Origin of the sequence: Sandaracinobacter neustonicus, assembly GCF_006385875.1 — a bacterium.
In the GTDB taxonomy this organism is placed as follows: Bacteria; Pseudomonadota; Alphaproteobacteria; order Sphingomonadales; family Sphingomonadaceae; genus Sandaracinobacteroides; species Sandaracinobacteroides neustonicus.
Genome location: NZ_VFSU01000012.1, coordinates 26,626 through 46,363 on the forward strand (window position 1 = coordinate 26,626; position 19,738 = coordinate 46,363).

14 protein-coding genes are annotated in these 19,738 nt (G+C 65.1%); 6 read left to right on the top strand and 8 right to left on the bottom strand.

Features of this window, described 5'->3' with window-relative positions:
- Positions 1-15 precede the first annotated feature (15 nt).
- Together uvrA and FJQ54_RS04160 are read right to left on the bottom strand one after the other, a co-directional pair.
- Positions 16-2,907: an excinuclease ABC subunit UvrA gene (gene uvrA, locus FJQ54_RS04155; protein WP_140927175.1), complete on the bottom strand. Its 2,892-nt coding sequence runs from the start codon at positions 2,905-2,907 to the stop codon at positions 16-18.
- Between the two features lie 146 nt (positions 2,908-3,053).
- A complete protein-coding gene (locus FJQ54_RS04160; RefSeq protein WP_140927176.1) occupies positions 3,054-3,545 on the bottom strand; it encodes a hypothetical protein in 492 nt (163 codons plus the stop codon).
- Positions 3,546-3,686: 141 nt separating this feature from the next.
- Here FJQ54_RS04160 and FJQ54_RS04165 point away from each other — a divergent pair, with 141 nt between their 5' ends.
- On the top strand, positions 3,687-5,144 hold the full coding sequence (locus FJQ54_RS04165) for an alpha/beta hydrolase (protein ID WP_140927177.1): 1,458 nt from the start codon (positions 3,687-3,689) through the stop codon (positions 5,142-5,144).
- A 1,061-nt stretch (positions 5,145-6,205) separates the two neighbouring features.
- Here FJQ54_RS04165 and FJQ54_RS04170 read toward each other — a convergent pair.
- The gene (locus FJQ54_RS04170; RefSeq protein WP_140927178.1) at positions 6,206-7,006 is read right to left on the bottom strand and encodes a glycosyltransferase family 2 protein; all 801 of its coding nucleotides are present in this window, start codon (positions 7,004-7,006) and stop codon (positions 6,206-6,208) included.
- 84 nt (positions 7,007-7,090) lie between these two features.
- On the opposite strand from FJQ54_RS04170, the gene FJQ54_RS04175 reads away from it, so the two are divergent.
- A complete protein-coding gene (locus FJQ54_RS04175; protein WP_140927179.1) occupies positions 7,091-7,390 on the top strand; it encodes a DUF952 domain-containing protein in 300 nt (99 codons plus the stop codon).
- A gap of 20 nt (positions 7,391-7,410) precedes the next feature.
- Here FJQ54_RS04175 and FJQ54_RS04180 read toward each other — a convergent pair whose 3' ends face one another.
- Complete coding sequence (locus tag FJQ54_RS04180) at positions 7,411-8,754, bottom strand: right-handed parallel beta-helix repeat-containing protein (protein WP_140927180.1); 1,344 nt, start codon at positions 8,752-8,754, stop codon at positions 7,411-7,413.
- A gap of 193 nt (positions 8,755-8,947) precedes the next feature.
- Positions 8,948-9,577 carry a glutathione S-transferase family protein gene (locus FJQ54_RS04185; protein ID WP_140927181.1) on the bottom strand — a complete coding sequence of 210 codons (630 nt, stop codon included), beginning with the start codon at positions 9,575-9,577 and terminating at the stop codon, positions 8,948-8,950.
- Positions 9,578-9,641: 64 nt separating this feature from the next.
- Between FJQ54_RS04185 and murA the strand changes: the two genes are divergently transcribed.
- The 4 genes from murA to FJQ54_RS04205 all read left to right on the top strand — a co-directional run bounded on the left by murA (position 9,642) and on the right by FJQ54_RS04205 (position 15,538).
- Entirely contained in the window at positions 9,642-10,925 is a 1,284-nt protein-coding gene (gene murA, locus FJQ54_RS04190) for a UDP-N-acetylglucosamine 1-carboxyvinyltransferase (RefSeq protein WP_140927182.1), read from the top strand.
- Between the two features lie 5 nt (positions 10,926-10,930).
- Complete coding sequence (locus FJQ54_RS04195; protein WP_140927183.1) at positions 10,931-11,338, top strand: DUF2948 family protein; 408 nt, start codon at positions 10,931-10,933, stop codon at positions 11,336-11,338.
- Positions 11,339-11,674: 336 nt separating this feature from the next.
- Positions 11,675-13,783, top strand: a complete 2,109-nt coding sequence (locus FJQ54_RS04200; RefSeq protein ID WP_140927184.1) for a right-handed parallel beta-helix repeat-containing protein — start codon at positions 11,675-11,677, stop codon at positions 13,781-13,783.
- A gap of 150 nt (positions 13,784-13,933) precedes the next feature.
- Entirely contained in the window at positions 13,934-15,538 is a 1,605-nt protein-coding gene (locus tag FJQ54_RS04205) for an O-antigen ligase family protein (protein ID WP_140927185.1), read from the top strand.
- A gap of 398 nt (positions 15,539-15,936) precedes the next feature.
- On the opposite strand, the gene FJQ54_RS04210 is transcribed toward FJQ54_RS04205, so the two are convergent.
- From FJQ54_RS04210 to FJQ54_RS04220, 3 genes are all read right to left on the bottom strand, one after another.
- Positions 15,937-17,403 (bottom strand): lipopolysaccharide biosynthesis protein, encoded by a 1,467-nt coding sequence (locus FJQ54_RS04210; RefSeq protein ID WP_140927186.1) that lies wholly within the window; start codon positions 17,401-17,403, stop codon positions 15,937-15,939.
- Positions 17,404-17,567: 164 nt separating this feature from the next.
- On the bottom strand, positions 17,568-18,809 hold the full coding sequence (locus FJQ54_RS04215; protein ID WP_140927187.1) for a right-handed parallel beta-helix repeat-containing protein: 1,242 nt from the start codon (positions 18,807-18,809) through the stop codon (positions 17,568-17,570).
- A 16-nt stretch (positions 18,810-18,825) separates the two neighbouring features.
- The gene (locus tag FJQ54_RS04220) at positions 18,826-19,731 is read right to left on the bottom strand and encodes a glycosyltransferase family 2 protein (protein WP_207790357.1); all 906 of its coding nucleotides are present in this window, start codon (positions 19,729-19,731) and stop codon (positions 18,826-18,828) included.
- Positions 19,732-19,738: the final 7 nt, after the last annotated feature.

The following is a 19,738-nucleotide window of genomic DNA, read 5'->3' on the forward strand; positions in this document are numbered from 1 at the left end:
GAATTCCAGATAAACTCAAGGATTGCAATTGGATAACAGTCCCCGCAAATACCCGCCCGTGAAGCCCTTGCCGGACTTCACGATCTGTTCTGGTGTGCCGGTTGCGACGATGGTGCCGCCGCCTGCTCCACCTTCGGGGCCGAGGTCGATGACCCAGTCTGCGGTTTTGATGACTTCCAGATTATGTTCGATCACGACCACCGTGTTGCCTTGCTCGACGAGGGCTTGCAGGACTTCCAGCAGTTTGCGGACGTCTTCGAAGTGGAGGCCTGTGGTGGGTTCGTCGAGGATGTAGAGGGTCTGGCCGGTGGCGCGGCGGCTGAGTTCCTTGGCCAGCTTTACGCGCTGGGCTTCGCCGCCGCTGAGTGTTGTGGCCTGCTGGCCGACGTGGACGTAGCCGAGGCCGACTTCTTCCAGCATTTTCAGCCGGTCGCGGATGGGGGGGACGGCTTCGAAGAGTTTCACGGCGTCTGAAACCGTCATGTCCAGCACGTCGGCGATGCTGTGGCCCTTGTGCAGGACTTCCAGCGTTTCGCGGTTGTAGCGTTTGCCGTGGCAGACGTCGCACTGGACATAGACATCGGGCAGGAAGTGCATTTCGATCTTCAGCATGCCGTCGCCCTGGCAGGCTTCGCAGCGGCCGCCTTTCACGTTGAAGCTGAAGCGGCCGGGCTTGTAGCCGCGCGCCAGCGATTCCGGCAGGCCGGCGAACCAGTCCCGGATGTGGGTGAAGGCCCCGGTGTAGGTGGCGGGGTTGGAGCGCGGGGTGCGGCCGATGGGGGATTGATCGATGTCGATCACCTTGTCCAGATGTTCGAGGCCAGTGATTTCATCGTGCGGGCCGGCGTGCAGGCGCGCGCCGTTCAGCGCCTTGGCGGCCGCCGGATAGAGGGTGTCGATCACGAAGCTGGACTTGCCCGAGCCGGAGACGCCGGTGACGCAGGTGAAGGTGCCGAGCGGGATGGCGGCGCTGACGTTCTGCAGGTTGTTGGCGCGCGCGCCTTTCACCTTGAGTTGCTTGCCATTGCCCTTGCGGCGGGTGGCGGGAACCTCCACCTTGCGGCGGCCGGAGAGATAATCGCCTGTGAGGCTGTTCGGGTTGTTCAGGATATCGGCGAGCGTGCCTTCGGCGATGATGTTGCCGCCGTTGCGGCCCGCGCCGGGGCCCATATCGACGACATGATCGGCGGTGCGGATGGCGTCTTCGTCATGCTCCACCACCAGCACGGTGTTGCCGAGGTCCCGCAGGCGCTTCAGCGTTTCCAGCAGCCGGTCATTGTCGCGCTGGTGCAGGCCGATGGAGGGTTCATCCAGCACATAAAGCACGCCGGACAGGCCCGAGCCGATCTGGCTGGCGAGGCGGATGCGCTGGGATTCGCCGCCGGACAGCGTGCCGGAGGTGCGATCAAGGCTGAGATAGCCGAGGCCGACGTTGACGAGGAAGCCGAGCCGCTCGTTGATTTCCTTCAGGATGCGGCTGGCGATTTCCTGTTGTTTCGCCGTGAGATGGGCTGGCAGCGCCTGAAACCATATCGCGGCATCCGCGACGGAACGGCGGGTGCTGTCTGAAATGCTTTCGCCCGCGATCTTCACGCTGAGCGCTTCGGGTTTCAGCCGCGCGCCGCCGCAGGCTTCGCACGGGGCGGCGGACTGGTAGCGGCCCAGTTCCTCGCGCATCCATGCGCTTTCGGTGTCGCGGAAGCGCTTGTCGAGGTTGGCCAGCACGCCGTCGAACGGCTTGTTCACTTCATAGCGCTTGCGGCCGTCTTCGAAGACGAGCGGGATCGCTTTGCCCTTGGTGCCGTGCAGGATGGCTTCGCGGGTTTCCTCGGGCAGCTTCGCCCATGGCTGGTCCAGCGTGCCGCCGAGCGCGCCGACGACGGAGCCGAGCACCTGCATATAGTAAGGCGAGGGCGGCGAGGATTTGGCCCATGGCACCACCGCGCCGTCTTTCAGGCTGAGCGCTTCGTTGGGGACGACGAGGAAGGGATCGAAGAACAGCCGTTCGCCAAGGCCGTTGCAGGTGGGGCAGGCCCCCTGCGGGGCGTTAAAGGAGAAGAGGCGGGGTTCGATTTCGGGCAGGGTGAAGCCGGAGACGGGGCAGGCGAATTTTTCCGAGAAGGTGATCACTTCGTTGACGTCGGGCTTGCCCGCCACCCCCACCCCCGGCCCCTCCCCTGAAGGGGAGGGGAGGATTTCCACGACGGCCAGGCCGTCTGCCAGTTTCAGGGCGGTTTCGAAGCTCTCCGCGAGGCGGCTGGCGATGTCTGCGCGGACGACGAGGCGGTCGACCACGACGTCGATGTTGTGCTTGTATTTCTTGTCCAGCGTGGGGGCGTCTTCGATGTCGACCACCTCGCCGTTGACGCGCAGGCGCTGGAAGCCTGCCTTTTTCCACTCGGCGATTTCCTTTTTATATTCGCCCTTGCGGCCGCGCACGACGGGGGCGAGCAGCATCAGCCTTGTGCCTTCGGGCAGCGCCAGCACCCGATCCACCATCTGACTGACCGTCTGCGCGGAGATCGGGAGGCCGGTGGCGGGGCTGTAGGGCACGCCGGTGCGCGCCCAGAGCAGGCGCATATAATCATAGATTTCGGTGACGGTGCCGACGGTGGAGCGCGGGTTGCGGCTGGTGGTTTTCTGCTCGATGCTGATCGCCGGGCTGAGGCCCTCGATATGATCGACATCCGGCTTCTGCATCAGCTCAAGGAACTGGCGGGCGTAGGCGGACAGGCTTTCCACATAGCGGCGCTGACCCTCGGCATAGATGGTGTCGAAGGCGAGGCTGGATTTGCCGGAGCCGGAGAGGCCGGTGATGACGATCAGCCTGTCCCTCGGCAGATCAATGTCCACGGATTTGAGGTTGTGCTCGCGCGCGCCGCGGACGGAGATGTGGGTGAGGCTCATGAAAGTATGTTCTACCTATGTTCCGGGCGCGAGGGAAGAGGGCGCGGCGGCGCGGCAGAAGTGGGGGCTGGGCGGGAAAAAGGGAAGAGGGTTGGCGCCCCGCCCGGCCAGCAGGGCGCCCGTGACGAACCCTTCAGGCGGCTCCTTTACGCGGCTCTTGCGCGCTCGCCGCTGCTTGCCGGAGCCTGCGCCCAGCAATCCAGCCGGACGGAATCCAGATACGCCTGCTGCATATCCTCCGTGAGGATTTCCGCGAGGCGGACGCCCTCTATCCACAGCTCGATCACATGATAGCGCCCGCCGCTCATGCCCTGGCGGGTGCAGGTTTCAACTGGCCAGCCTTCGCGCGCGGCCAGCGCATGCACCTGTTCCGGCGAAAGCGGGGTGCCCAGCGCGAAATGCAGCGCCGAGCGGCGGCGGGTGGGGCCGGGCAGGCCGACCATGCCTTCGGGGCCTTCCACCAGCAGCGTGCCGGCCGGATAGACTTCCACCAGCGTGTTCGTGGCGTCATCGGCATGGGCGAACCAGCTGCCTTCGGCGACGCGAGGACAGGGCGAGGCCTTCCCGCCCATCAGTTCGGCCAGAATCCGGGCGACCCGTTCGGGATCTTCGGCGTCTGTCGACAAGTGAAACAACATGTTCAGGCACACTTTCCGTGCTGTGGCGTAGACCCCTCTTCACCATGGCGAATGCCTGATGCAGGCGGGCGCGTCTTGGACGGAATCGACGGAAGCATTCCGCGCTTTACGGCGACCGGGCGCTGCGGCATGCAGCCGGGCATGACCGAAACAGCTCTCCCCGACGGGCAGCCGAAGAAAAAGCGCAGCCGCATCTGGCGTTGGCTGGGATTTGTGGCGCTGCTGGGCTTGCTGATCACGATATTGATGGCGTTCCACAACCCGCCGATGCGGTTGATGCCGGTGCCTGCGGCCTTTGCGAAATCCGGCTCTCAGCTGTTTCAGGCCAACCCCAATCTTCGGCACGACAACCGGATCGAGCTGTTCTATGCCACCAACCGGCTGCCGCTGGGGCCACGCAACGATCGCATCCATTCCATCACCCCGGGGCGTGACCTGCTGCTGGGGGTGACGACGATCCGCATCGGCGATCAGGGCACGACATGGGACCGGGTTTATGAATGGTCGATGGGCGAGGACGGCGAGCGGCGGCCGCAGCTGATCCTTGAGCAGATGCGGGAGCTTGCGTCACTGCCCGGTGACGAGGCGGTGCCACCTGCCGGGCCGGTGCTGGACCCTTCCATGCGCGCCTGGCTGGGGCTGGTGGACGAGGCGTTGGGCCGCAGTCTGGACCCGGACATCATCATCTATGTGCATGGCGCGAACTCCACGGTGGAGCGCGCCGCCGGGCAGGCGGCACAGCTGCGCCACTTCACCGGGCAGAATGCCGTGGTGCTGCTGTTCGCATGGCCGACTGCCGAGAATTTCCTTGTCTATCCGCGCGATATCGGCACCGCCTTTGGCGCGGCCCCGCAGTTCGCCCGGCTGGTGGAGCTGCTGGCCACCCACACTCGCGCCCGCAAGATCGACGTGCTGAGCTATTCCGCCGGCGGCACGGTTGCCTCTGACGGGTTGGCGCGGGTGGGCAGCTGGTCGCGCGCGACGGGGCTGAACCCAAAGCTGGGGCAGGTGCACCATGCCGCGCCGGATGCCGATCTGCGCGGGTTCGTGGGGGACCTGCGCGATTATGCCGGGTTGCCGGACCGGGTGACGGTGAGCCTGAACATGGAGGACAGCGCGCTGCGGCTATCCGAAGTGATGAACCGGGGATCGCGCGCCGGGCGGCCGGACCTGCGCGAGCTTTCCCCCGGCGATCTGCGCTTCCTGCAGCAGGCCAACAAGGAACTGGGGCTGGAGATCGTGCGGGTGCGCCCCGGCGACCTGCACGGCGTGAGCGCGCGCTCGCACGCCTTCTGGTATATGGACCCATGGGCCGCCAGCGACGTGCTGCTGCAGCTGATGTTCGGCAAGGGCGCACAGGCACGCGGGCTGGCGGCGGGGCCGGGGGCGAGCGGGTTGTCTTACTGGGTGTTCCCGCCGGACTATGAAGCGCGGCTGCCGGGCGTGATCGAGCGCGCCTCAGTCGGGATGGCGGAAGCGGCCATCGGCCAGAAAGGCGAGCACCTGGGCGACGCTGTCCGGGTGGAAGGGCAACATGCTGTGGGCGACATGGACGACGATATGATCGGCCATGCCGTCGATCCGGGTGGCCGCAACTGAGACCTTGCCGTCGTTCGGGCGCGGCAGCAGGCTTTCCGGCACCAGATTCACGCTGACATCGCCCGCCACCACGCCCAGCTCATAATCGACCGTGCCGAAGATCGCCTCGTCGGCCCTGGGCCGGTTGGTGCGCAGATAGGGCGCGACCGGGCCGAGCAGCGCGTTCGACAGATGCGCGTCATACAGGGCGTCCGCCAGCTCCGACCCCTGATTGGGCGGGCCAAGCTGCACCACCCGCCCCAGCCGCTTCGGCCGCTGCCGGTAAATCAGCGCCCGCGCCACCAGCCCACCCAGCGAATGGGTGACGATGTGCATCGGGCCATCCAGCGTCGCCTCGAATGCAGCCATGCGCGGGGCGATATGATCCAGAATCTCCGCCATCGATCGGCGCATGCCGTAACTGGGGGCGGCCGTGGCGAACCCCTGATGCCCGAGTTCGGACGCGAGAAAGCCCATCGAAAGGCCGGTGCGGCCATGACCGTGGAGAAGAAAGACACCCGCTGGCATGGGTGGCTGATGCACCGGCGGCGGTGGTGGGGCAAGGGTGGGGCTATGACTGACGTTTGAAGGGGCTCTGCCCCTTCACCCCGGCAGGGGCGTGACGCCCCTGCACCGCCTTAGTTTTTAGCCCGCTGCAAGGGAGTGGGTGGGGCCATCTGCTTGGCGCGAGGTTGGGGGTTTATTGCCTGCGGGGCTTTTGGGGTGGGCCACTTTGCCTCTCCACGCGTCACCCCGGATCAAGTCCGGGGTGACGGTTCTGGTTGGTGGTGAGGGTAGTGGGTTTGCTCAGGGGCCTTCGACCCTTCGACAAGCTCAGGACTCAGGCTGAGCGGGTGGGGAGGCTGGGAGGGGGTGCTGAGGGCGGTGGATCAGGCCCGGCGTTGCTCCCCTCTCTCCACCTCTCTCCCCGGCGGGGAGAGAGCCACGTGGCGCCGCAGGCAATGGAATCTGATCACGTCCACGACGTTGCAGTTCGCGCGCAACGCCAATTTTGAGGGTGCAGGGAAATCATTTCCCTGCCGGGGTGAAGGGGCAGAGCCCCTTCGAACTCCACGCCCACCTTACGCCGGACTGCTCCAGTTCTGCTGCCTGAGCACGGTGTCTTTCTGGCCCCGGGCGATGAAGCGGGGTTGCAGGAAGCGGTAGAAGAACCAGTCTTTCTGGCTCGGCAGGGTGGCGTGGTAGAGGATGCGTTCGGGCAGGGTCCAGCGGACGGACTTGCGGTCTTCCCGGCGGGGGGAGGGTTGGACCCACAGGTCTGTGGCGTAGCTGATGCGGCCTTGTTTCCACAGGCGGTGCACCAGCTCATGGTCTTTCAGCACATAGGGCCAGAGGGCAGGGTCATAGCCGCCCGACGCTTTGTAGGGGGCCGTGCGGAACAGGTGGGCATAGCCGCCGCCATGCGCCTGATGGGTGAGGAGGTTGGGGATGATGTGGGTGTAGAGCCAACGGCCGGCTCGTTCCCATCCGCTATGGGCGTTGGGGCCGGTATCATGGGCGATGAAGCCGATGGTGCTGGGGGCGGCGGCCTCCAGCCGGCGGGTGGCGGTTTCCAGATAGTGGGGCGGGTAGATTGTGTCGGCGTCGCAAATGGCGATGAATTCGGTGCGGACGGCGGCGATGCCCATGTTGAGCGCGTGCACCTGGCCGGGGATGGGTTGGGTGAGCAGGGTCGTTTCGATGCCCTGCTGTGTTTCCGCCCATTCCTGCGCACGCGCGGTGGTGGCGTCTGTGGAGCCGTTGTCCACCAGCACCACGCGGAACGGCCGCAGGGTTTGCGCGCTGAGGCTGGCGAGGGTGGCGGGGAGCCATTGTTCCTCGTTGAAATAGGGGATCACGATCGTCCAGCGCGGTTCGGGCATATTTGCCCCCTAGCGGCTGGTGAGGCGTTGCGAAAGCTCGGGCGAAAGCTTGCGCGGATGCGTGGGCAGCGGCAGGAGACGGGAATGGCTTTGTTCAAGATTTTTCGTGCCCGCGAATGGGTAGCCTTCGAGGCGGACGGGCGGTTCGAGGGCTCTGCCGACGATCTGCGGGACGGGTTCATCCATCTGTCTGCGGCGGCGCAGCTGGAGGGCACGTTGAAGCGGCATTTCGCCGGGGAAGGCGGGCTGGTGCTGGCGGAGGTGGATGTGGCGGACGATCCGGCGCTGAAGTGGGAGGAGTCGCGCGGCGGGGCGCTGTTCCCGCACCTGTATCGGCCGTTGCTGCTGGCCGATGTGGTGGGCCGGGCTGACCCCCCGGCCTGAGGCCGGGGGGGGTATCCCGATCAGTTGGTGACGGCGCGCACGGCCGCGGGCAGGTTGCCGGAGATGGCCTTCAGGATCGTGGCGGGGGTGGTCGCGTCTTGCGCTGCGCCCCAGTTTTCCGCCTTAACCGGATCCAGCGTGACGACCCCGTAAGAGAAGGTGCTGAGCAGGCCGATGCCCCGCGTGCGTGCGGACGACGGGTTGAGGGTGAGGAAGGCGCTGAGCGGCGGGTCTTTTTCCGTCGGGCGGCCGCCGAACACGGATTCCCAGCTTTCGCCGATCTTCCTTTCGGTATCGTAGAGGTCGATATTGTCGGCCCAGGTGGAATCTTCGCTGACACCGATGCCCTTCATGGTGATGTTCCGCGCCACCTCTACCTGCGAGACGGTGGAGACGCGGATCTGCGGCTGCATCGCCCCGCCGGTGCGGCCGTCCGGCGTGCGCAGCGAGCTGTTATTCTTGTCTGCCCAGTGCGAGGCGACGATCACATTGTTGAACAGCCTGGCACCGATGGTGCCGGCCAGGGTGATGCCGTGCAGCGCAGAGCCCCAATAGACGTTGCCGGTGATTTCCAGATTGCGGTGATAGACGTTGGGAGCTTCGCTTCCCACGAACAGGCCGTGCACCGCGCCGTTCAGCCCCAATTGCATGAAGTTGTTGCGGATCTTCACATCGGTGACGCCGACTGTTTCCTGCCTTGTCCAGAACTGGATCGCGTCCGGGTGTTCGCCCAGGCTGTAGTTGGGCTGGAAATTGTGGAAATGGTTGTTGGCGATTTCGCCGCCGGCCAGCGCGGCGACGTTCAGCCCTTCACGCACATAGCCGATGCTGTTGTGCAGCACCCGGACGTTGGTCGAGCGCTGCACATAGATGGCGACGCGCAGATCCTCGAAATCATTGGAGCCGACGAGGATGTTGCTGGCGAAGCGCACATGCATCCCGCCCTGCCCATCGTCCCACGGGTCGCGGTTGATGTTGGCACCGCGGATGCGGTTGCCGGTGAAGCGGATGTTCTGGCCGGTGATGGAGACCACCGGGTTGGCGCTGGACTGCGCGTCGATGCCGCTGATGGAAAGGCCGGTCGCCGTGCCGAGCGTCATCTTGCCGAAGGCGGCCCGGTTCGAGGCGTCTGCGGAGCGGATGCTGACGAAGCCGCCGCTGTATTTGAACTTGGTGAAGCTGAAATCCCCATAATGGCCGGGCGCCAGCAGGATGGTGTCTCCGGCAGTGGCAGCGGTGAGGGCATTCCACAGATCGGCGCGGTTGGCGGCGTTGAAGGTGCGGGCTTCGGCCGCGGCAGGGGCCGCAAGCGCGGCTGCGACTAGGGCGACGTGGAGGACTGGGCGGACGGCTGAAATGAACATGGGGCGGACTCCGCTGGAATGAACCTGCCGCGGTGCGACCAAGCGACCCGGCTGACATGAGGACGTCGGCCGGGGCGGCGGTTTGCGCAGGTTAATGCGTGAATCCGTGGAAGGATTGACGAGCGGAAAGTCTTTGCTGTGAAAGGGTTAACGGTAGGGAGGTGGCGGCGTTAACGAATGGACGCCGGGCAGCTCAGGCGGCCGGGGTGGACTGGGCGGCGCGGGCGCGGCGGTAACCATCGCGGGCGGTGCAGCGGCCCCACCAGCCCCGTGTTTCAGGCCCCAGATCGGCCAGCAGGCCCAGCGTGCCCGCCAGCAGGCAGGCATAGCCGACGGCGATGTCGGCGGCGGTGAAGCGGCCAGCGGCCAGCCACTCCCGCCCGTCTGCCAGATGCGTTTCCACCCAGCCCATGCGGGAGAGGAACCATTTGGCATAGGCATCCGCCACGGCGGGCTGGCGCTTCTCCGGCGGCTCCAGCAGGCGGTAGCGCAGCACGAGGGTCTGCGGGAAGGTGAAGGTGGCGTCGGACTGGAACAGGTAGTTGGTGTAGAGCGCGAAATCCGCTTCATCCGGCGTAACGGCAAGCGGGGTGGGGCCATGTTTTGCCGCCAGATAGTGCAGGATGCCGCTACTTTCCGTGAGTTCGGCGGCCCCGTCTTTCAGGAAGGGGATGGTGCCCAGCGGGTTGATGGCGAGATAATCCGGCTGCTGCCAGCGCGGCGGAAAGGGCAGCAGGTGCAACGTATAGGGCAGGCCCATCTCCTCCAGCATCCACAGCGGGCGGAACGAGCGGGCATCTGCGCAGTGCCACAAATCCATCATCTTCTCCCGTTGCGGTGCATAGCCACTCGCCTAGCCGCGCAGCAGCGGCTAATCACCCTGATCTATGGACCAGATACGCATTTCGGGCGGACGCCCGCTGAAGGGGAAAATCCCGGTTTCCGGGGCGAAGAATGCGGCGTTGACGCTGCTGCCCGCCGCCTTGCTGACGGATGAGCCGCTGACCTTGCGCAACCTGCCCCGGCTGGCCGATGTGGACACCTTCGGGCATTTGCTGAACGTGCTGGGGGCCTCCACGCAGACGCAAGGCTCCCGCCCGGAGGATTTTGGGCGGGTGATGACGATTTCCGCCAGCCGGATGACCTCCACCACCGCGCCTTATGACATCGTGCGGAAGATGCGCGCCTCCATCCTTGTGCTGGGGCCGTTGCTGGCGCGCGAGGGGGTGGCGACGGTCAGCCAGCCGGGCGGCTGCGCCATCGGCAACCGGCCGATCGATCTGCATCTGAAGGGCCTTGAGGCGCTGGGCGCGGAGATCGAGCTGACGTCGGGCTATGTGCGGGCGAAGGCGCCCAAGGGCGGGTTGACCGGCGGGCACATCATCTTCCCCGTCGTCAGCGTGGGGGCGACGGAGAATGTGCTGATGGCCGCCGTGCTGGCCAAGGGCCAGACGGTGATGGAAAATGCCGCGCGCGAGCCGGAGATTGTCGATCTGGCCAATTGCCTTGTCGCCATGGGCGCGCGGATTTCCGGCATCGGCACGGAACGCCTCGTGATCGACGGTGTGGACCGGCTGCACGGCGCGACCTACGCGGTGATGCCCGATCGGATCGAGGCGGGAAGCTATGCCTGCGCCGCGGCCATCACCGGCGGCGAAGTGGTGCTGCTGGGGGCCGACCGGGCGCTGCTGGGATCGACCTTGCCGGTGCTGGAGGCGGCCGGAGTTTCCTTCGAGGATGTGAAGGGCGGGCTGAAGGTGAGCCGCGCCAACGGGCTGCACGGGGTGACGGCCACCACCGCGCCATGGCCGGGGCTGGCGACCGACATGCAGGCGCAGCTGATGGCGCTGGTGACGGTGGCGGACGGGGCTTCGGTGCTGACGGAAACCATCTTTGAAAACCGTTACATGCATGTGCCCGAGCTGGCGCGCATGGGGGCGGATATCACGGTGACGGGCCGCTCCGCCGTGGTGCGCGGGGTGCCGAAGCTGCATGGCGCGCCGGTGATGGCGACCGACCTTCGCGCCTCCATGAGCCTGGTGATCGCGGGCCTTGCGGCCGAGGGGGAGACGATCGTGCGGCGCGTCTACCATCTGGATCGCGGCTATGAACGGCTGGAGGAAAAGCTGCAGGCCGTGGGGGCGGACATCGAACGGGTGGACGGGGACTGAGCGCGATGACCGAGCTTCTGCTGCTGAGGGCCGAAGATGGCGAGGATCTGAAGATCCTGTCGGCCTGCGCGCAGGACATGGCCGTGAAGGCGATGGACGTCTCGTGGGAGCCGAAGCGGCGGCGGCTGGTGCTGCTGGGCAACCGCTATCGCTGGGAGGCGAAGGAGCCGACGCGGGTGCGCAGCGCCCTGCGCTTCGAAGGCGTGCTGGCAGTGGCGCGGCGTGAATGGCCCGACGAGCGGCATGCCGTGCTGCCGCTGCTGGCCGTGACGGAGAGCGTGCCCGGCGAGTTGGTGCTGGCATTCGGCGGCGGCACGGCGCTGCGGCTGCGGGTGGATGCGATCGATGTGATTCTGGAAGATATGTCCGGCGCGTGGGGTGCGCTGGCGGTGCCGGGGCACGGGCAGGATTGAGGGGCGCCTGACCCCTGCCTGATTCCTGTCCGGCAAGGTGTCGGGGCAGGCTGATTCCTGACTTGAAAGCACGACGGGCGGTGCCGCGCAAACGATGGGCGGCCCTGTTCGGGGGGTGATTCGTGGCCGCCTTCGGCAGATACTGAATTGGCCGAATCGGCTGATTGTTGAGGCAATTGTGTCGGAAAGGTCATGTCTCGTCCGAAGAGCGCGCCCACGACTCGGCGGCAAAAAAGAACGGTTCGCCGCTCGTCATGTCGAATTTTCTTGAGGCTGTCATGCAGCCGTGAATTTGTGTGACGGGTCGTAAAAAAATATAAAACAAAGGGTTGCTAAATGTTGTTCAAGAAGGGTGCCGCATTGTGCGGCGCGACGATGCTTGCCGCTGTCTCGGGCTCGGCAATGGCGCAAACCCTCGTTCAGGACGATCTTGGTTACGAGGATGTCGCCCGCGATAGCGGCATTATTCTTGGCGTGACCTCTCTCTCCAGCAGATCCGGAACGGCCGTTTCAGCTGTTCGCACGACGGCCGCCGCTTCCACTGCGAAGGCCGTGGTGACAACGCCCGCCGTCACCGTGACGCCGGCTGCCGCTGCGTCGGCTGCTGCTCCGGTGCAGGCCGTTGTCCCTTCCTCGACGGTGGTGCCGGCCTCCATGGTGTTGGTGACGAAGGAAGACAGCCGCGACAGCGCTGCCTATCTGGGCGGCACCTTCCTGTCCGGGATCAACGTCGATACGCTCCGTGCGCTGCTCGCGAAAATTGCGCCGGGTCTTGTGAACCTGCCGGCCGTGGTCGAGACCGTGCCGGCCGATCCTGTCGCCGAGACGCCCGCGCCGGAGATCACCACCCCGCCCGTGGCCGAAACAACGCCCGTGGCCGAAACAACGCCCGAGCCGACCACCCCGACCGCGTCTGAGACTGACCCGACGCGCGGGCCGGAGACGCCCGCCGAGGAAGCGACTTCGACGCCCGCCGAGGTGGTGAAGGAAGTGGTTCAGGACGTGATCGACACCGTCACCGAGGTGGTGAATGAGGTGGTCGACACCGTGAAGGACGTGGTGGAAACCGTTGTGGATGCCGTGACCGGCGGCGAAGCCAGCGGCGGCTCCGGCGTGGACACCTCTGGCACGACGGACACCGACACCCTGCCCACAACGCCTGTGGTGACCAGCCCGGCGGCTCCGGTGGAGGAGGTTTCCACACCGGCCACCCCGGCGCAGAACGGCCAGTTGCCGGCCGTGGAGAAGACCTTCGATGTCTATAACCTGGCGCAGCTGCGCGCGGCGCTGGCGGAAGCGTTGAACCTGTCTGGCGCGATCATCCGCATCCATCCGGGCAATTATGCCGCGCTGAGCTGGATCAATCGCGATTACAGCAAGGGGCGCGTTTATCTGATCGCCGCCACCGACGAAAAGCCGGTGTTCACCCAGATGAACTTCGCAAATTCGAAGAACATTGTGATCAGCGGGGTTCAGGTTTCCAGCGCCGAGGGCATATTGGTGTCGTTCGTGGGGGCATCCAACATGGTGCTCACATCCAGCCTTCTGACCAGCGAGGAAAATGACACCGACCCGTGGAATAACGGGAACACCGGGATTCACATCCGCTTCGCCTCGAACATCACCGTGCAGGATGTGACCATCTCTGACCTGCGGCTGGCTGCTTTTGTGCAGCGCTCGTCCAACGTGGCGATCCGCTATGGCACGATGAAGTATGTGCGCGAGGGGCTGAACGTCGCCGCGGTCGATAACCTGTTGCTGGAGCGCAATTATTTCTCGGAGATCCACCCCAATTATGCCCTGAAGGAACATCCGGACGCGGTGCAGTTCTGGAACCGCAACGAGGTGGCCGGTGTCAGCAATGCCCGGCTGATCGAGAATGTGATGATGCTTGGCGGTTGCCGCGCGGTGCAGGGCCTGTTCCTGAGTACCGAGCTGAACGCTTACCCGCACCGGAATCTCGAGATCCGCGGCAATGTCTATTACGGCGCGTCTCCGCACGGGATCACGGTGGGCGTTGCTGATGGCGTGAAGCTGGTGGGCAATGTGGTGTTGGTGTCGCCATGGGGTGAACGCAACAACAGCATCCGCTCGGAAGACGGGCGTTGCAGCGGCGGCTACAAGCCCAGAATGGCTGTGAACAAGGCGACGAATGTCGAGGCCCATGACAATATCGGCTCGGGAGTGCCGCTGGTTCTGGCGGATGCCAATACATACAACAACTTCAAGGTGTATGACAAAACCTACGGCGGCACTCCGTGGGAGGATCTGCTGGCTGCGCGGCCGATGGCCGACACGCCGAAGCTTGAGGAGTTCGTGACCAAGGATCCGTCGGAGGCGCGGAGCGCGGGCGCGGGTATGCTGGCGGTATTCCCGCACGGAGACCGTCAACTCGGCAGGATCCAGGGCATGCTGGACGCACTGGCGGTCCACAGCGGTTCCTGATCGTGGCCTTCTGAAGAACAGGCTGACAATGGCGGGAGCGCGCGGGCCGATGGGATCGCGCGCTCCTTCCTTTGTTGCAGCCGCGTTAAGCTACCTTTGTTTACCGGTTTACGTCTGGCCCCGGCTTTCCCCTTTCGCTATGACGACGGCATGATCGGCCTTCGCGACAGAATCCTGCCGCCCTACACCCGTCGGGTGGACGACCTGCGGCACAGGCTTTCGAAATATGTCGCGATCTTCGCGCTGATCCTCGTGGCGATGTTCATGGGCTTCTGGCTGGCCGTGTTCGGCACGCTGGTGGTGCAGCCCTTCTTCATGCTGGTGGGGGTGTTGTTCCTGATCTCGCTGTGGCTGCTGGACGATACGGAGCCGGACCTTCGGCCGGCGTTGACGAAGATTCTGCTGATCTATGCCGCACTGGAGGTGATCTGGCCGTCGTATCTGGCGGTCGCCATTCCCGGCCTTCCGTGGATCACCCCGCCGCGGCTGACGCTGCTGATCATGATGTTCGTGGTGACGCTGCAATTCGCGCAATCCAGCCGTGCTCGTGGCGAAGTGCTGGAAGCGCTGGCCTACAGCAAGCATGCCATGTGGTTTCTGGGTGTTTTCTGGGCACTTGCCTTTGCGACGAGCCTGCTGTCGCCGACACCGGGCACATCCTTCGTGATGGTGCTGGAATGGTTCCTGCTGTGGAATATGCCGTTCGTGGTGGCGGTCTGGCTGTTCGGAGACCGGGAGACCTTCGCGCGCTTCATCCGCATCACCTTATGGGCGACCTGCTTCGTTTTCGTGCTGACGGTGCTGGAATATATCCAGCGCCGGCCGATCTGGTTCGGCTATATCCCCTCGTTCCTGAAGATCGAGGGGCCGCTGTTCAACGCGCTGATGCAGGAACAGGTGCGTGTCGGCGATGATCGCTATCGCGCGCGCGGGGTGTTCGCCGTCCACCTCTATTACGCGCAGTTCATCCTGATGGTGACGCCCTTCATCCTGCACAAGGCGATCGAGAACCGGGGCTGGATGCGCTTTTGGGCCTGTGCGCTCCTGCTGCTCAACCTGGTGATCATCTGGATGACCAACACGCGAACGGGGATGTCTGGTTTCATCCTGGTGTGTGCCGGCATGATCGGGCTGTATGCGCTGAGGCGCTTTCTGAATCCGACCAGCAAGGCCGACATGGTGGCGCCTGGTATCTTCATAGCGGTACCAGTGGGGATCCTGATGCTGGGGGTTCTGATCGCGTCCAGCAAGCGTCTGCAGATCATGACCATCGGCGGGGCGCAGACGCGGGGCAGCGATCGGGGCCGGGACATGCAGTGGCAGAAGGGCTGGGCTGCGCTGGAGACGAACCCGTTCGGGCATGGCGGGGGCATCTCGGCCAAGATCGCCGGCCGATACGTCAATGATCGCTACATCATCGACAGCCTGTGGCTGAACTTCCTGCTGGATTTCGGCGTGCTGGCCTTCGCCGCCTTCATGGGCTTCCTGATTACAACCGCATATTATGGTGTGCGCATGTATGTGACCGCAAAGGACGAGACCGTGCGCCTGATGGGGCCAGCCGCCGTCGCCGTGGGCGGGCTGGTGCTGACCTCTTACACCATCAGCTTCACCGGCAACATGCCCTTCATGATGATGCTGGTGGGGGCGGTCTATGCGTTCCGGCGCATTGAGCTGAAAGAGGCTGCGGCCCTGAAGCAGCCGATCCCGAAGCCGGTTGCCCTGATGCCCTTGCGATCTTCGTTCCGAGTGTGAGGCCGGCGGCGGCTGACGAAATCGGCATCGTCCACCACCACGACATACGCCGACGGACCGGCAATGAGCAGGGCGGCCAGCACGCGGCGGCCCTTGTCCGTGCGGACGGCGTTCAGGAACTCGTCTCCCTTGCCTGCCCTTGTCGCATATAGCGCTCATTGGGCGGGAAGCTCACGCGGAGACATCATGGACGCCGGGCGCGGCAGCGGGGACAGGGTCGCGCCCTCCTGCGCAGCGATACAGGCCGCCAGTTGGGATTTTCCTGAAGGCAGAGCGAAGCCGGCGCCTGGCTGAGGGCCGCCTTCAGCGCCGGCCAGTCGGCGGCATTGTCTGGATGGCGGACGGGTCTGCCCCGGTGGACACCAAAGCTCCGCTGCGGCTCGTCTTGCTGTTCGTCATCAGATTCGTTCCCTGACCCGGCGCAGGATATCCGTGCAGCCCTTCCTGTCGATCACCCAGATACAGACCGCATATAGAAGCACGCCGGTAGCGACGCTGAGCGGCAGGCGCAGGATGGTGTGGGGAATATGGCCGGTGAGCCACTGATCGAGCGCCAGAACGGCCATCCCCATCAGCGCGGCGGCAAGGATGGGCCGCCAAATGGCGGAGAGGATATGCAGCAGGTTGATGCCGATCATCCGGGCCAGAATGTGGCTGTGAATCGGCACGAACAGAAACTGCATGGCAAAGCGTGTCCATACCACCGCCATCAGGCCATGATCGGCGGCGAAATAGATGCAGACAAGGCTCGTCACCGCTGTGATCATGTTCCAGTGAAACTGGAAGCGGGCGACACCGCGCGCGGACAGCACGGCGTTGTTCAGCTCGAGCACCGTGCTCAACAACGTGTAGATGGCGACCGGGCCAAGCACGTCCGCCACCGGGGCCCATTTGGGCCCCAGCAGCAGATCCGTGATCGGGACCGCCATTGCCCAGATCCCGAACAAGACCGGTGCCATGATGATGAAGGTGGCGTGCAGCGTGGTGAGGTAGCCCAAGGCGATACGGGCGGGTTCTGCCTGCAGCGACGACAGAATCGGGAAGATGGTGCGCCGGATCGAGGTGGTGACGGTTCTGACCGGCGAGACGATGATCTGCTGGGCAAGCGTGAGGTAGCCAAGATCGGCGGGTGGCAGCTTCTTGCCCACGACCGGGCGTTCGGCATAGCCGGAGATGATCCCCAGGACGCCCGCCAGCGTGATGTAGCTGCTGTAGGCTATGAGAGGGCGCAGCGCTTCCAGCGAGAAGGCGAGGCGCGGACGCCAGCCGCTGGTGCGGAAACACATGATGACGATGGTGAGGCAGATCGCATATTGCTGGGCCAGCAGTGCGAACACCGAGGCCCCGCCTGCCGCCAGCCCGACCGCGACGACCGCGCCCGCAAGGCCCGCGACGAACTCAGCCTTTGCAATGCTCTGGAAGCGGAACTCGCGTTCCAGCATCGACATGGGCACCCCCTGGGCTGCCACGAGAATCAGGATCGGCGCGATGGCCCGGACATAAGGCGTGAGCCTTGGTTCATCAAACAGGCTGGCGATGGGGCCGGCCAGCGCGAACATCAGCCCGGCGGCGATCGTGCCCAGCGTCAGCGAGGCCCAGAACACGCTGTCCTGCTCCAGTCGCGAGACCTCTTTCTGTTGCACCAGCGCGATGCGCAGGCCGAAATCGGCGAACACCTGTGTGAAGGTGATCAGGAAGAAGATCAGCGCGAACAGGCCGAATTCGGTGGGCGTGAGGAAGCGCGAGAGCAGGCTGATTGTGCCGATGCCGATCAGCGCGCGCAGGCCGCGTGACAAGGCTGCGGCCCCCGATCCGAGCGCGGCGGCGCGGGCGAGACCGGCTTTGGGCGGGGTGGAATTATCCATTGTTATCTGTTGATCTGCCCCATCGTGCTGCACACGCACACGCGGCCTTCTATGGCGGGGCGGGGCGTCAGGCTCAAGCGGGAAGTTGGTTGAGGCGGGGGGTGGATGGGGGCACTCGAATCTGATCGCCCCGACCGCACCGGCGCATGAGAAGGCCCCGGAGCCTAAGGCGCGGGCGGCAGTTCCGCGCCGCAGATCAGGCGGGCGCCCTGCCCTGCCTTGCCTGCGGCGGAGTCGGGATTGACGATGAATGCCTCCAGCGGTGGTTCCGAGCCTTTGGGCGGGTTCAGGAAGATTTTCCGCAGGGGCGTGCCGTTGTTGCCACGCGCCTGGGCGGTGAGGTTGTTGCTGCCTTCGACGGTTTCGAGGATCGTGAAGGAGGTGGAGATGTTGCTGCTGATGCGGCCGCTGGAGGTGGCCCCGACGGCGCGGATCTTGGGGATGAGGGCGCTGGAGTTGCGGCCGTCTGTGGTTCGCTGCGGCACCGGCTGGGTTTCGACATGGTCTGAGCCGAGGACCGTGTTGCGTTCGATCAGCACATTGTCTGCGCCGCTCAGCGAGATGCCGTGGAGCGCCGAGCCGTAATAGATATTGTCGCGCACGATGGTGTTGCGCAGGCGGAACTTCGGATCGACTTCCGGCTTGGGGGTGCCGCCGCCGAAGATACCATGCACGGCGCGCGGGCCGCCGAGGTTCAGGAAATTGCCTTCGATCAGCGTATTGTTGCTGTTGCTCACGTCGCGCGCGCCCCAGAACTGGATCGCGTCGGGATGTTCCTTCAGCCCGTAATTGGGCATCATGTGGGAAAAGCGGTTGCAGCGGATCGTGCCGTCATCCACGCTGACCCAGTTGAGGCCTTCGCGGATGTAGGCGAAGCTGTTGCCTGCGACCACGATCTTGCGGCTGATGCTGACCTGCATGGCGGTCGCCACTTCGCGGAAGCGGTTGTTGCGGATTTCCACATCATCCGTGTTGCGAAGGCCGATGCCGATTCCGCGATCGTCCCATGGATCATTGTTGATGTTCTGGCCGCGAATCAGGCTGTTGCTGACACGGATGGACTGGCTGTTCTCGATCCGGACGATGCGGCCGCGCTCATCGTAGGAGCCGCCGATTTCCACGCCCTGCAGTGTCCAGCCGGAGGAGCCGATGATCTGCGCGTTGGGGAACACGGCCCCCTTGCCGCTGATGGTGACGGGCGCGCCGGACAGCTTGCGGCCGTTGATGATGAGCGGGGCGTAAGCGCCGGGCGCGACGATGATCCGGTCTCCGGCGCGGACGGTGGCCAGCGCACTGTTCAACTGGGCGTCTGAGGAAACGGCGATGTCGCGGGCGTCTGCGCTGCTGCAGCCGATGAGGGCGGGCAGCAGGCCGAACAACAGCGGCGACGAACGGGGGCACGGCATGGGCTGGGGCCTTTCGCTAGCGGGAGATGCCGAGGGCGTTGAGGATCGAGAGCAGCGCCATGCGCGGATCGAGCGGGGCGAGGCTGCGGGCTTCGGCGAACCATGGGGCGGCGCGCTTGTGCTCTCCCATGTGGCGCAGATTGCCCGCGATGCGGTGCAGGTGGAACAAATGCGCCTTCGGATGCTGTTCGAAGCGGGCACTGTGCTTGTTGAGCAGGGCGATCCAGCTGTCGACCCGCTTGGCGCGATCGCGGGTGATGCTGTTGGGGGTGAAGCGCTGGATCACCAGCGGCTCATCGGTGAAGGCGATGCTGCCCTGTTCGGCAAGGCGGATGGCGATATCCCAATCCACCAGCGATTTCAGGCTGGTATCGAACATGCCGATGTCGATCAGCGTCTGGCGGCGGGCGAGCAGGGTTTGTGTGCTGATGGGGTTGGTGGCCATCAGCGTGGGGAGGATATGGCCGGAGACATGGGTGACGGCGGGATCGGGGTGATAGGCGATGCGCTGGCGGCCGGTGCGGCCGGTGGCTGGATCGTCCGCCGTGCCGGTGATCAGCAGGCCGCAGTAGACGGCGACGGGATCATCCGTGGCAGCGGCCAGCGTTGCCAGTTGCCGCTCCAGCTTGCGCGGCAGCCATTCGTCATCCGAATCCTGAAAGGCGATCCAGTTGCCGCGCGATTCGCGGATACCGCTGTTGCGGGCGGCGGAAATGCCGCCGTTGGGCTGGCGGATCAGCCGCACGCGCGGATCGGCGATGGCTTCGACGCGGGCGGCGGTGGCGTCTGCCGAGCCATCGTCGACCACGATCACTTCCAGCGGCGGGCGGGTTTGCGACAGCACGCTGCGCACGGCGGTTTCGATGGTGGCTTCCCGATTATAGGCCGGGATGACGACGGAAATGCTGGAATCTTCTGCCATTCGTTCC

Bases quoted from the DNA above. Each gene is read 5' to 3' on its own strand.
- uvrA (WP_140927175.1), bottom strand. From the start codon at position 2,907: ATGAGCCTCACCCACATCTCCGTCCGCGGCGCGCGCGAGCACAACCTC.
- FJQ54_RS04160 (WP_140927176.1), bottom strand. From the start codon at position 3,545: ATGTTGTTTCACTTGTCGACAGACGCCGAAGATCCCGAACGGGTCGCC.
- FJQ54_RS04165 (WP_140927177.1), top strand. From the start codon at position 3,687: ATGACCGAAACAGCTCTCCCCGACGGGCAGCCGAAGAAAAAGCGCAGC.
- FJQ54_RS04170 (WP_140927178.1), bottom strand. From the start codon at position 7,006: ATGCCCGAACCGCGCTGGACGATCGTGATCCCCTATTTCAACGAGGAA.
- FJQ54_RS04175 (WP_140927179.1), top strand. From the start codon at position 7,091: ATGGCTTTGTTCAAGATTTTTCGTGCCCGCGAATGGGTAGCCTTCGAG.
- FJQ54_RS04180 (WP_140927180.1), bottom strand. From the start codon at position 8,754: ATGTTCATTTCAGCCGTCCGCCCAGTCCTCCACGTCGCCCTAGTCGCA.
- FJQ54_RS04185 (WP_140927181.1), bottom strand. From the start codon at position 9,577: ATGATGGATTTGTGGCACTGCGCAGATGCCCGCTCGTTCCGCCCGCTG.
- murA (WP_140927182.1), top strand. From the start codon at position 9,642: ATGGACCAGATACGCATTTCGGGCGGACGCCCGCTGAAGGGGAAAATC.
- FJQ54_RS04195 (WP_140927183.1), top strand. From the start codon at position 10,931: ATGACCGAGCTTCTGCTGCTGAGGGCCGAAGATGGCGAGGATCTGAAG.
- FJQ54_RS04200 (WP_140927184.1), top strand. From the start codon at position 11,675: ATGTTGTTCAAGAAGGGTGCCGCATTGTGCGGCGCGACGATGCTTGCC.
- FJQ54_RS04205 (WP_140927185.1), top strand. From the start codon at position 13,934: ATGATCGGCCTTCGCGACAGAATCCTGCCGCCCTACACCCGTCGGGTG.
- FJQ54_RS04210 (WP_140927186.1), bottom strand. From the start codon at position 17,403: ATGGATAATTCCACCCCGCCCAAAGCCGGTCTCGCCCGCGCCGCCGCG.
- FJQ54_RS04215 (WP_140927187.1), bottom strand. From the start codon at position 18,809: ATGCCGTGCCCCCGTTCGTCGCCGCTGTTGTTCGGCCTGCTGCCCGCC.
- FJQ54_RS04220 (WP_207790357.1), bottom strand. From the start codon at position 19,731: ATGGCAGAAGATTCCAGCATTTCCGTCGTCATCCCGGCCTATAATCGG.